Annotated in this window: 7 protein-coding genes; all 7 read right to left on the minus strand. The window is 63.5% G+C overall.

Annotated elements, in window-relative coordinates; genetic code table 11:
* Positions 1 to 32 precede the first annotated feature (32 nt).
* Positions 33 to 2,807 carry an EAL domain-containing protein gene (locus tag J2X54_RS00445; RefSeq protein WP_310176552.1) on the minus strand — a complete coding sequence of 925 codons (2,775 nt, stop codon included), beginning with the start codon at positions 2,805 to 2,807 and terminating at the stop codon, positions 33 to 35.
* A 24-nt stretch (positions 2,808 to 2,831) separates the two neighbouring features.
* Entirely contained in the window at positions 2,832 to 4,328 is a 1,497-nt protein-coding gene (locus J2X54_RS00450) for a hypothetical protein (RefSeq protein ID WP_310176554.1), read from the minus strand.
* Between the two features lie 168 nt (positions 4,329 to 4,496).
* Positions 4,497 to 6,872 (minus strand): YgiQ family radical SAM protein, encoded by a 2,376-nt coding sequence (locus tag J2X54_RS00455; RefSeq protein ID WP_310176556.1) that lies wholly within the window; start codon positions 6,870 to 6,872, stop codon positions 4,497 to 4,499.
* A gap of 188 nt (positions 6,873 to 7,060) precedes the next feature.
* Positions 7,061 to 7,405, minus strand: coding sequence for a DUF4404 family protein (locus tag J2X54_RS00460; protein ID WP_310176558.1), 345 nt, complete (start codon positions 7,403 to 7,405; stop codon positions 7,061 to 7,063).
* A 17-nt stretch (positions 7,406 to 7,422) separates the two neighbouring features.
* Positions 7,423 to 7,632, minus strand: a complete 210-nt coding sequence (locus J2X54_RS00465) for a VF530 family DNA-binding protein (RefSeq protein WP_070249820.1) — start codon at positions 7,630 to 7,632, stop codon at positions 7,423 to 7,425.
* Positions 7,633 to 7,709: 77 nt separating this feature from the next.
* Positions 7,710 to 9,857, minus strand: coding sequence for a M3 family metallopeptidase (locus J2X54_RS00470; RefSeq protein WP_310176561.1), 2,148 nt, complete (start codon positions 9,855 to 9,857; stop codon positions 7,710 to 7,712).
* A gap of 97 nt (positions 9,858 to 9,954) precedes the next feature.
* Positions 9,955 to 12,090: a M3 family metallopeptidase gene (locus tag J2X54_RS00475; protein ID WP_310176563.1), complete on the minus strand. Its 2,136-nt coding sequence runs from the start codon at positions 12,088 to 12,090 to the stop codon at positions 9,955 to 9,957.
* Positions 12,091 to 12,579: the final 489 nt, after the last annotated feature.

The following is a 12,579-nucleotide window of genomic DNA, read 5'->3' on the forward strand; positions in this document are numbered from 1 at the left end:
TTGATTGTTCCAATAGAATCGATTTGTTTTGACTATGACTGGCGTAACAACGCGTCAAACTCTGCCGCAGGGATGGGCTTGGCAAACAGGTAGCCCTGGCCATAATCGCACCCGGCGCGCGCCAGCAGGTCGCGCTGCTCGGGCGTTTCCACGCCCTCGGCAATCACCTTCAGGCCCAGCTTGTGGGCCATCACGATGATCGCTTCCGACAGGGCCATGTCGCTCGACTCCGGCGCCAGGTTGCGCGTAAACGACCGGTCGATCTTCAGGTAATCGATATCGAACTTCTTCAGGTACGACAGCGACGAGTAACCGGTGCCGAAGTCGTCGAGCGCGACCTGGATGCCGGCATCGCGCAATTGCAGCAGCTTGTCGCTGACGGTGGCCGTGGCGTCGAGCAGCAGGCCCTCGGTGATTTCCACCACCAGCGCCTGCCCCGGCAAACCCAGCTCGCGCAAGTGGCGCAGCCAGTCTTCATAGCCAACGCCATCGCCGCCGTCGTGCTGGAACTCCAGCGGCGACTGGTTGATGCTGATCTGGAACGCCGGATCGACCTCGGCGCGCCAGCGCTGGGCCCAGTCGGCAGCCTCGTGGAAGACCCACTGCCCGATCTCCAGGATCAGGCCGCTCGATTCGGCCAGCGGGATGAATTCGCACGGGCTGACCATGCCGCGCTGCGGATGCTGCCAGCGTACCAGCGCCTCGGCCTTGTGGATGCGGCCGGTCGCCAGGTGGACGATCGGCTGGAAGTACAGCGCCAGCTGGTCGCCCTTGAGCGCGCCGCGCAGGTCGTTGGTCAGGCGCATGCGGTTCAGCGCGGCCACCTGCAATGCCGGCGTGAAATAGGCGTAGCGGTTGCGGCCGGCATTCTTGGCCGCGTACATGGCCTGGTCGGCGTGCTTGAGCAGGTCGTCGATGTCGAGCGCATCGTCCGGGTACAGGGTGATGCCGATGCTGGCCGACACGAACGCCTGCTCCTGGCCCAGCGCAAACGGCGCGCGCAGGCTATCGATGATTTGCTGGGCGATGTGGGCCACCCGGTCGGCGCTGTCGAGCTCGGTGAGCACCACCGTGAATTCATCGCCGCCCAGGCGCGCCACCGTGTCCGACTTGCGCACGCAGTCGCCGATGCGGCGCGCGGCGTCCACCAGCAGGATGTCGCCGTGCTGGTGGCCCAGCGTGTCGTTCACTTCCTTGAAGTGGTCGAGGTCGATGAACAGGATGGCCAGCCGCGAACGGTCGCGCTGGGCGCGAACGACGTCGGTCTTCAGGCGATCGAGCAGCATGCGGCGGTTGGGCAATTGCGTGAGCGGGTCGAAGTTGGCCTGTTGCCAGATCAGCGCTTCGCGCTGCTTGTCGGCCGTCACATCCTCGATCATGCACAGGTGGTGCTGGTGGCCGCCGGCATCGGCAGCCGTATCGATGGCGGTGATCGACATGTCGATCCAGGCCAGCACACCGTCGGGCCGGAACACCCTTATCGTGGATTTGAAGGCGCCGATGCGTCCGGCCGTCAGTTGCCCCATCTGCGATTTGCACTCGGCAATGTCATCGGGGTGGGTAAGGTCGAGCCACTTCTGGCTGCGCAGCTCGGCCAGCGGCCGCCCCAGGATCTCGAGGTAGCGGGCGTTGACGTCGCGGTAGGCATAGGTGCCCGAATCGACCAGCGCCATGCCCAGCGGCGAGGCTTCGAACATGGTGCGAAAGCGCTGTTCGCCCTGGCGAATGGCCGCGTTCGAGCGGCGCCGTTCGCGCGCCAGCAAACTGAAGTGCACCGCGCCCGCCACTACCAGCAGCACCACCGCCACACCCAACACGCGGTACAGCCATAGCGCCGTCTTGCGGTTGTCGGGGTCGTACAAAAAGCCATCGAATTTCACGTTGGGCGGCAGCACGCCCAGGCTGGCATACACGTCGGCGATATGGCGCCAGCGCTCGGGGTTCATGTAGCCGATCTCGACCAGCACTGGTTGTACCAGCGCCACCATCTGGCGCGCCTCGTACAACAGGTGTTCGCGGTCGTTGCGGCGCGAATACTTGTTGAGAATCAGGTCGACGGTTTCTTCATGGTGACTCATCGCCCATTGCCAGCCACGCAGACTGGCGGCACGGAACGCCCGCGCCCGCGCCGGGTTGGTGGCCAGTTCGCGCTCGCTGGTAAACAGGTTGTCGCCGTAGAAATCGATGCCCGCCGCGCGCGGCGAGTGCAGGTCGTAGGCAAAGCCGGCGCGGTCGAAGGCATCCGGTTCGTTGGTGGTGTACACGCCCATGGCGGCCACCTTGGCGTCGATCAGGTCGTGTGGATCGAAGCTGGGCGCCAGCCGCTCGTAGCTGTCGGCAGGCACGCCCTGCCTGACCAGGTAGGCCAGCAGTTCGTCGGCGTTGCCCATGCCGCTGGCCTGGCTGCCCAGCATCACGCGCTGGCCGCGCAGCCGCTGCAGGTCGGGCGGCTGGCCCGGTACTTGCGGTGTGGCCAGCGCAAACGCGGAATGCTGGAAAATCACGCCCAGCACCACCACCGGTTGCCCCGACAGGCGCGCCAGCAACAGGCTGCTGCTGCCCACGCCATATTCCGCCTTGCCAGACACCACGTCGCGCTCGGCCTGGCTGCTGTCGGCCGCGTCCAGGATGCGCACGTCGAGCCCGGCCTCGCGGTAATAGCCCTGCTCGAGCGCCGCGTAATAGCCGGCAAACTGGAACTGGTGGGTATGCTTGAGCTGGAGCGTGACGCGCTCCAACGCCGTTGCCGGCGCGCCGGCCAGCGCCAGCAACAGCAATGCCGCCAGCCGCAGATAAAGAGAGCTCAACAAACGTAATCCAACCGGCGTCCCCTAGTAGGCAATCGATACCGGCGCCGGGGTGTTGGCATTGTTGCCGTTGCCAAGCTGGCCGTCGGTGTTCAGGCCCCAGGTCCACAGGCTCAGGTTGTTGCCGTCGGTTTGCAGGGCGGCGCTGTGATTGGCGCCGGCGGCCACGGCTTTCCAGGTTCTCAGGCTACCCACCTGCAACGGCATCAGGCTGCCGGCCACGGTCTGGCCCAGCTGGCCCTCGACACCCCGGCCCCAGGTCCACAGCGTGCCATCGTTGCGCACGCCGATGGAGTGGCTGACACCGCCCGCCACCTGGGTCCAGCGCGCGCTGGCGTCGCTGATCTGGGTGGGCGACGATTGCAAATTGGTGCTGTTGTTGCCGACCTGGCCGCTCTCGCCGGCGCCCCAGGCAAACAGCACGCCGTCGTCGTTGCGAATCGCCAGCGAGTGGCGGCTGCCGGCCGCTACTGCCGACCAGTTGGCGGTGCCGACCTGGGTGGGCACGCCCACCTTGGCGCCGGTGGTGCCGTTACCCAGCTGGCCATAGGTGTTGTCGCCCCAGGTCCACAAGCTCTGGTCGCTGCGCTTGATGGCAATGGTATGGGCGTCGCCCGCCGCTACCGCCAGCCAGCTATCGGTGCCGAGGCGGGTAGGTACCAGCAGGTCGACGGTCTTGCCATCGCCCAGCTGGCTGGCGTAGTTGTTACCCCATACCCACAGCGAGACGACCGCCGGGCCGGTGGTGGCGGCGGTCGTGCTCAAGGCCACCACGTGCGACTTGCCCACCGCGACATAAGTCCAGTTCTTGGCCACGCCCACTTGGGTCGGTACCGTGCGCGGCAACTGGTCGCCCTGGCCCAGCTGGCCGAACAGGTTGTTACCCCACGACCACAGGGTGCCATCGGTGCGAATGGCCACGGCAAAACTGTCGCCCACGGCCACTTGCTTCCAGATGGTGCTGTTGCCAGCCACCGTCACCGGGGTATTGCGCTGCGTATTGGTGCCGTCGCCGAGCTGGCCCTGGATGTTCAGGCCCCAGCTGTAGAGCTTGCCATCAGTCTTGAGGGCGATGGTCTGGTTGCCGCCGGCCGCCACCTGGGTCCACGGCGCGATCGAGGTGACGTCGACGGAGCCGGACACGGCCGCCACAGTGCCGGCCGCAGGCTGGGTGGCGATCACGCTCTCGGTGCCGATCGACCGGCCGCTGACGATGCCGGCGCTGGTCACCTGCACCACGGTCGAACCACCGGACTTGGTGGTCCAGGTCAGACCGGTGAGCGCCTTGGTGCTGCCGTCGGTATAGGTGCCGGTGGCGGTGTAGGTTTGCGTGGCGCCGCCCACGATCAGCGTGGTCGTGGGCGCGGTGATGGCAATACTGCGCAAGGTGACCGCCACTGGCGTGGTGGGAGTGGTGGTGCCGCTGTCACCCCCGCCGCCGCCACCGCAGGCGGACAGCAGCACGGCGAACAGGGCAAACAACGGCGCCAGCCACAGCGCGGGGAAGGTGAAGTTTTTCATGTTAGTCCTGGGAAAGGTTTGCACCAGTGTAGCCCGTACCAGGGGGGTGGCATCAACCGAGCAGGACGCTTTTCACTGCGTAATTGGGCTATTGGCGCAATTACGCAACACATAAAAAAACAGGCACCGGTGAGGGTGCCTGCTTTCGATTTACTTCGGTTTGGCTAGTTACTTGCGCCCGCGTGGCGCCGGTGCTGACCCGCGCGCCGGCTTGCCGCCCTTGGCTGGCGGCGGCGTGGCCTTCTTGACCTTGATGGTGTCGAGAATCGACGCGCGCACCTTGGTTTCCACGGTCTGGCGCGCAGTAAGCGAGCCGGTCAGCGCATTGGCGCGCTGGCCCGGTTGCTGCGGCGCACCGCCTGCCACGATGCCGGACTTGGCGCCACGGGCACCCTTGGCGGTGCCGGGTATCGGCAATGCCGACGCCGGGCCACGGCGGCCATCGGTATTCGGCTTGCTGTTGGCTTCGCCCGCCGACCAGGCCGGAATCAGGTGCTTCTCGCCATTGCCGATCAGGTCGGCGCGGCCGAGCGCGACCAGTGCTTCGCGCAGGATCGGCCAGTTCTCCGGGTCCTGGTAACGCAGGAAGGCCTTGTGGGTGCGGCGAATCTTGCCGCTGCGGGCCGTCTCGACCACTTCCGAGTCTTCCGTCACCTTGCGCAGCGGATTCTTGCGCGAGTGGTACATGGTGGTGGCCATGGCCATCGGCGTCGGCATGAAGGTCTGTACCTGGTCGAGCTTGAAGTTGTTCTTCTTCAGCCACAGCGCCAGGTTCAGCATGTCGAGGTCGGTCGTGCCCGGGTGAGCGGCGATGAAGTACGGGATCAGGTATTGCTTCTTGCCGGCTTCCAGCGAGAAGCGCTCGAACATTTCCTTGAACTCGTCGTAGGCGCCGATGCCCGGCTTCATCATCTTCGACAGCGTGTTTTCTTCCGTGTGCTCGGGCGCGATCTTGAGCAGGCCACCGACGTGGTGCGTGACCAGTTCTTTCACGTATTCCGGCGAACGCACGGCGATGTCGTAGCGCAGGCCCGAGCTGATCAGGATTTTCTTTACGCCCGGAATCGCGCGCGCCTTGCGGTACAGCGAGATCAGCTTGCTGTGGTCGGTGCCGAGATTGACGCAGATCGACGGGTACACGCACGACAGGCGGCGGCAGGTTTCCTCGATCTTCGGATCCTTGCAGGCCAGCCGGTACATATTGGCGGTAGGGCCGCCCAGGTCGGAAATGGTACCGGTAAAGCCCTTGGTCTTGTCGCGGATGTGCTCGATCTCGCGCAGGATCGACGGCTCCGAACGGCTCTGGATGATGCGGCCTTCGTGCTCGGTGATCGAGCAGAAGGTGCAGCCGCCGAAGCAGCCGCGCATGATGTTGACCGAGAAGCGGATCATTTCCCAGGCCGGGATGCGGGCCTTGCCGTAGAACGGGTGCGGGGCGCGCGCGTAGTTCATGTCGTACACGCCGTCCATCTCGTCCATGCGCAGCGGCAGCGGCGGCGGATTGATCCACACGTCGCGCTCGCCGTGGGCCTGCACCATGGCACGGGCGTTGCCGGGGTTCGATTCCAGGTGGAACACGCGCGAGGCGTGCGCATACATCACCGGATCGGCGGCAACAGTCTCGAACGAGGGCAACCGCACCACGGTCTTGGTGTGCTTTTCCTTTTCCATGGCCAGGCGGTCTTCGCGGCTCATGAAGCGGATGGTCTTGACCACGCCGCCGGCGGGCGCGGCCGCAGGGGCCGGCGCTGGCGCGGCTTCCACCACCGCCTTCGGCTCGACCATGGCTTCGTTCACTTCCGCGCCATCGGCCTTCGGCGCGTTCTCGGTCGCGCACGACGAGGTGTTCTGTTGCACCATCATGTATGGGTCGATCGGCGGATCGATCTTGCCTGGCGTATCCATGCGGGTGCTGTTGTGCACGCCCCACTCTTCGCTCGGCAGCCAGCCGCCCGGCACCAGGAAAGCGGTGCCGCGCAGGTCGCGGATGGTCTTGATGTCTTCGCCGGCGGCCATGCGGTGGGTCAGGTCCACCAGCGCGCGCTCGGCGTTGCCGAAGATCAGGATGTCGGCCTTGGAGTCGGTCAGCACCGAGCGGCGCACCTTGTCGGACCAGTAATCGTAGTGGGCAATGCGGCGCAGCGACGCTTCGATCGAACCGATCACCACGGGAATGCCAGGATAGGCTTCGCGCGAACGCTGGGCATAGACTGTGACCGCGCGGTCGGGGCGTTTATTCGGTTCGCCGTTGGCGGTGTAGGCGTCGTCGGAGCGGATCTTGCGGTCGGCCGTGTAGCGGTTGACCATCGAGTCCATATTGCCGGCGGTAACGCCAAAGTACAGGCGCGGCTTGCCGAGCGCGCGGAAGGCGTCGGCCGAGTGCCAGTCGGGCTGGGCGATGATGCCAACCCGGAAGCCTTGCGCTTCGAGCAGGCGGCCCACCAGCGCCATGCCGAAGCTCGGATGGTCGATGTAGGCGTCGCCGGTGATCAGGATGACGTCGCACTCATCCCAGCCGAGCGCGTCCATCTCCGCGCGGGACATCGGCAGGAAAGGCGCAACGGCAGCGCGGGCAGACCGCTTGGGAACGGTCGCAAATAAATTGGTAGGGGAGATCATATCGGACGGCATTGTACCGGAAATGCCTGTCCCCCGCTCACCGCGCCATGAAAAATTCTTTTACTATTCAATCACTTGTAGAGAAACATGCACCGTTATCTCTACATCAATAATCAAATCCCCATGTTCGACAGGATGCGTCCCAGCTCGCGCAGGGCCGGCTCCAGGGTCGGATGCTGGGCCGCGAACCTGGCCGAAATTTCCTGGGTACGCTCGGCCAGGCCGTACGTGGTGCTCTCTTCCACGTCCGGCACCGGGTTGATGGCGGCCGGCACCGTGGCCACGCCAGCGACCGCCGGCGACGCAGCTGCCATGCCCAGGCCCTGGCGGCGCGCCAGCAGCGACTGGATGTCGCCATCGAGGCGCAGCAGCAGGCTTTTCAGTTCTTCGTCCACGGGGCCGGCCACGGCCAGCTTGCCTTGCAGGTCTTGCAGCGATGCTTTGAGATGGTTGTCCATGTCTATATCCTTGTTATTCAATCGGCAAACTTGGTGGCTTGATACAGTTCTTCCACCTGGGTTCTTGCCCACGGCGTGCGGCGCAGGAACTTCAGGCTGGACTTGATGCTCGGATCGCTGATAAAGCAGTTGATGTCGATCTTGCGACCCAGCTGGTCCCAACCGTAATGCTCCTGCAAGCGCGTGACCATCGCCTCGAGCGTGACGCCGTGTAAATCGTTACTCATAATTATTCCAAAAAACTTGGGGCTGGGACGATTCTGACATAGATCGCGCCCAGCCCCGGTACGGTCGATAACCCTGGTTACTTCTCGGTCAGACCACGCCGTTCGAGCAGCGGCTCCACCTTCGGATCATGCCCGCGGAACTCGCGGAACATCTGCATCGCATCCATGGTGCCGCCCTTGGACAGCAGCATCTTGCGGAAGTAGTCGCCGTTCTTGCGCAGCATGCCGCCGTTTTCGTTGAACCACAACACCGTTTCGGCATCGAGACGTTCGGCCCACAGGTAGCCATAGTAGCCGGCCGAATAGCCGCCCGAGAACACGTGCGAGAAGTACGTGGTGCGGTAGCGCGGGGGCACCGGCGCGTAATCGACACCGGCCGCTTTCAGCGACGCCGCCTCGAAGCCCAGCACGTCGGTCGGGATTTGCGATACGCTCAGCTGGTGCCATTTCTGGTCCAGCATGGCCGCGCCCAGGTACTCGGTGGTGCGGAAGCCTTCGTTGAATTTCTTCGACGCGATCACCTTGTCGAGCAACTCCTGCGGCATCGGCGCACCGGTCTGGTAGTGCCTGGCGTAGTTGGCCAGCACCTTCGGCTCGGTCGACCACATCTCGTTGACCTGCGACGGGAATTCGACGAAGTCGCGCGGCACACTGGTGCCCGAGAAGCGCGGGTATTTTACGTTGGAGAACATGCCGTGCAGCGCGTGGCCGAATTCGTGGAACAGCGTGCGCGTTTCGTCGTACGTCAGCAGAGTTGGCTCGCCGTCGGCCGGTTTCGGAATGTTGAGGTGGTTCGCCACCACCGGGTGCGTGCCCAGCAGCGACGACTGCGATACGTAGGCATTCATCCAGGCGCCGCCGCGCTTGTTGCCGCGCGCGTAAAAGTCGGCGATGAAGATCGCCAGCTGCTTGCCGTCGGCGTCGAACACGTCGAAGGTGCGCACGTCCGGGTTGTACACCGGCAGATCCTTGCGTTCCTTGAACGTCAGGCCGTAGACCTGGTTGGCGGCAAAAAACACGCCGTTGACCAGCACGCTGTTGAGCTCGAAGTACGGTTTGAGCTGGTTCTGGTCGAAGTTGAAGCGCTCGGCGCGCACCTTGTCGCTGTAGAACGACCAGTCGTGCGCGGCCAGCTCGAAGCTATTACCCTTGCCGCCGTTTTCTTTATCGATCACCTGCTGGATCTCGGCGCCTTCCTTCCTGGCGTTGGCGACAGCCGGGCGGGCAAAGGCGGACAGCAGTTCGTTGACCGCTTCTGGCGTGCGCGCGGTCTGGTCTTCCAGCGAGTACGCGGCAAAGCTCGGGTAGCCCAGCAGCGCGGCTTTTTCGGCGCGCAGCTTGGCCAGTTGCAGCACCACGGCGGTGTTGTCGAACTTGCCGCCGTGGCTGCCGCGGGCCAGCGACGCGGCCATCAGGCGCTCGCGCACGGCGCGGTTGGTCAGCACGGCCAGGTTGGCCTGGCCGGTGGTGTTGACCACGGGAATGGCGAACTTGCCTCCCAAGCCGCGTGCGGCTGCCACCTTGGCGGCCGCGTCGATGGCCTTGTCGGTCATGCCGGCGAGCTCCTCGCGGGTATCGACGATCAGGGCCGAGGCGTTGGCTTCTTCCAGCACGTTCTGCGCGAACGTGGTTTGCAGCTCGGCCAGTTGCGAGTTCATGGCCTTGAGCTTGTCCTTGTCGGCGGCAGACAGCTTGGCGCCGGCACGGACGAAATCGGTGTGGTAACGCTCGAGCAGGTACTTCGATTCGGCGTCGAGTTTCAGGGTGTCGCGCCGGTCGTACAGCGACTTGATGCGGGCGTACAGTTTAGGATTGAGGCGGATGGCGTCGCCGTGCGCGGAGCGCTTGGGCGAGAGGTCGCGTTCCAGCGCCTTGAAGGTGTCGTTGGTGTTGGCGCCGGACAGGTTGCCGAACACGCTCGACACGCGCGCCAGCAGGCGACCCGATTTTTCCATCGCCACGATGGTGTTGTCGAACGTGGCGGGCGCCTTGTTGTTGGCGATTTTCTCGATCTCGGCCGCTTGCTGGCGCATGCCTTCGGCAAACGCCGGCGCGTAGTCCGTGTCCTTGATCTTGTCGAATTGCGGATAGCCGTATTGCAGCGGGCTGACCTTGGCGAACGGATTGCTCGCCGCAAGCATCGATGCCGGTTCCGGTATAGCGGCGTTGGCAACACTGCAGATGGCAGCGATGCTGGCGGCGATGATCAGGTTATGTCGAATCATGGTGTCCCTTCGATACAAAAAAATATTACCCCGCACCGCGCCGGGGTCGGACCCCGCACGGGGTCCGACCCCATCGATTGGTGGGGTAATGGTCAAATTACTTGCCGGTCAAACCACGGCGTTCCAGCAACGGCTCGATGATCGGATCGCGGCCACGGAAGTTGCGGAACAGGTTCATGGCGTCGTCGGTGCCGCCGCGCGAGAGCAGCTTGCTGCGGAACCAGTCGCCGTTTTCGCGTTTCAGGCCGCCCTTCTCCTTGAACCATTCGACGGTGTCGGCATCGAGCTTTTCCGACCACAGGTAGGCGTAGTAACCGGCCGAATAGCCGCCCGAGAAGCTGTGCGAGAAGTACGTGGTGCGGTAGCGCGGCGGCACCGGCGCAAAATCGACGCCCATGTCCTTGAGCGACTTCGCTTCAAAGGCCAGCACGTCGGTCGGGATTTGCGCCGGCGTCAGCTGGTGCCAGCGCTGGTCCAGCAGCGAGGCCGACAGGTATTCGGTGGTCTTGAAGCCCTGGTTGAATTTCTTCGAGGCGATCACCTTGTCGAGCAGTTCCTTCGGCATCGGCGCGCCGGTCTTGTAGTGCTTGGCGTAGTTGGCCAGCACTTCCGGCCAGATCGCCCACATCTCGTTGACCTGCGACGGATATTCGACGAAGTCGCGCGGCACGCTGGTGCCCGAGAAGCGCGGGTATTTTACGTTGGAGAACATGCCGTGCAGCGCGTGGCCGAACTCGTGGAAGGCGGTGGTCACTTCGTCGTAGGTCAGCAGGGTCGGTTCGCCGGATGGCGGTTTCGGAATGTTGAGGTGGTTGGCCACCACCGACTTGGTGCCCAGCAGCGACGACTGCGAAATGTATTCGTTCATCCAGGCGCCGCCCTGCTTGTTGCCGCGTGCGTACATGTCGGCCAGGAAGATTGCCAGTTGCTTGCCATCGGCATCGAACACGTCGAACACGCGCACGTCCGGGTTGTACACCGGCAGGTCCTTGCGTTCCTTGAAGGTGATGCCGTAGAGCTTGGTCGCGGCAAAGAACACGCCGTTGATCAGCACGTTGTCGAGTTCGAAGTACGGCTTGAGCTGGCTCTCGTCGAAGGCGAAGCGCTGGGCGCGCACCTTGTCGGTGTAATAGGCCCAGTCGCCGGCGCTGATCTTGAAATTCTGCTTGTCGGCATCGACCACCGCTTGCAGGTCCGCTGCTTCCTTCCTGGCGTTGTTGACCGCTGGCGTGGCCAGTTCGGTCAGCAGCTTGTTGACGGCAGCGGTGTCGTGCGCGGTCTGGTCTTCCAGCGAGTAGGCGGCGAAGTTTTCGTAGCCGAGCAAGGTGGCTTTTTCGGCGCGCGCCTTGGCAATTTGCAGCACCAGCTGGCGGTTGTCGAACTGGCTGCCGTGGCTGCCGCGCTCGAGCGAGACGGCCATCAGCTTCTCGCGCACCTTGCGCTTGGTCAGCACGGCCAGCGGTGGCTGGCCGGTGGTGTTGACCAGTGCGACGACGAACTTGCCGTCCTTGCCCTGCGCCGTGGCCGCTGCAGCGGCAGCGTCGATCTCGGCCGCGCTCATGCCGTCGAGTTCTTCGCGGGTATCGACCACCAGCGCCGAGGCGTTGATTTCCTTGAGCACGTTCTGGGTGAAATTGGTTTGCAGCGTGGCCAGCTTGCCGTTGAGCTCCTTGAGCTTTTCCTTGTCGGCAGCGGACAGCTTGGCGCCGGCGCGCACGAAGTCGGTGTTGTAGCGCTCGAGCAAATGCTTCGATTCGGCATCGAGTTTCAAGGTATCGCGCTTGTCATACAGCGCTTTGACGCGCGCATACAGTTTTGGATTCAGGTAGATGGCGTCCTGGTGGGCGGCCAGCTTGGGCGACATTTCGCTGTCGATCGCGTCGAGCTTGTCGTTGGTGTTGGCGCCTTGCAAGTTGCCGAACGTGGTTTGCACGCGGGTAAGCAGCGCACCCGATTTTTCCATCGCCACGATGGTGTTGTCGAACGTGGCGGGCGCCTTGTTGTTGGCGATCGCGGTGATTTCCTTCAGGTGAATCTTCATGCCCTCGGCATACGCCGGCAGGAAGTGCTCATCCTTGATCTTGTCGAAGGCCGGGTACTGGAACGGCAAGGTGCTGGCGGTGGCGAGCGGATTGCCTGCCAGTGGCGCGGTAGCAGGAGCAGCTGCCAGGACGGGTTGCGCAAAGGCGATGCCAAGCGCGGCGGCAACAAGCAACAGGTGAGGACGGGCCATGTCGGTTTCTTTCATTAAACGCCAAGGGAATGCCGGCACGGTGGGGATCGCCCACCAATGCGCAGCGCACAAGCGTTCGATCATAGCAGGGCGGCAAGGAGAACGTCACGGTCAAAAATTGCTGCAGTGCAGTTGATCGGAACGCGAAGCAAATTCCCGAATAAAGATTAGCGCATGAAAATTTTTTTCAAACAAAGCTGACGCGCTGACGCAACACGGATGTGAAAAAGTCGGCGTGGGTAGCGCTCTCATGCGGCGACTTGGCAGACGGCTCCGAAATTGAATTTAGTTTTGGGTATGGCTCGTGGTTTCTTCGTATCGGCCCTTGCACTCGGTGACGAGGAGGACATTGCGACAAACAATATTCACTTCCATTCTCCTTATTAATTTATTCCGGCAACACCGACATAGCACAGAGGAGCGCAGCGCACAGGGCCCAACAGTTGAGGTACCTCATGCGTGTGTTATTGACCATCGGATCTTTAAAAA

Source organism: Duganella sp. 3397, from assembly GCF_031456625.1.
GTDB lineage: Bacteria > Pseudomonadota > Gammaproteobacteria > Burkholderiales > Burkholderiaceae_D > Rugamonas > Rugamonas phyllosphaerae.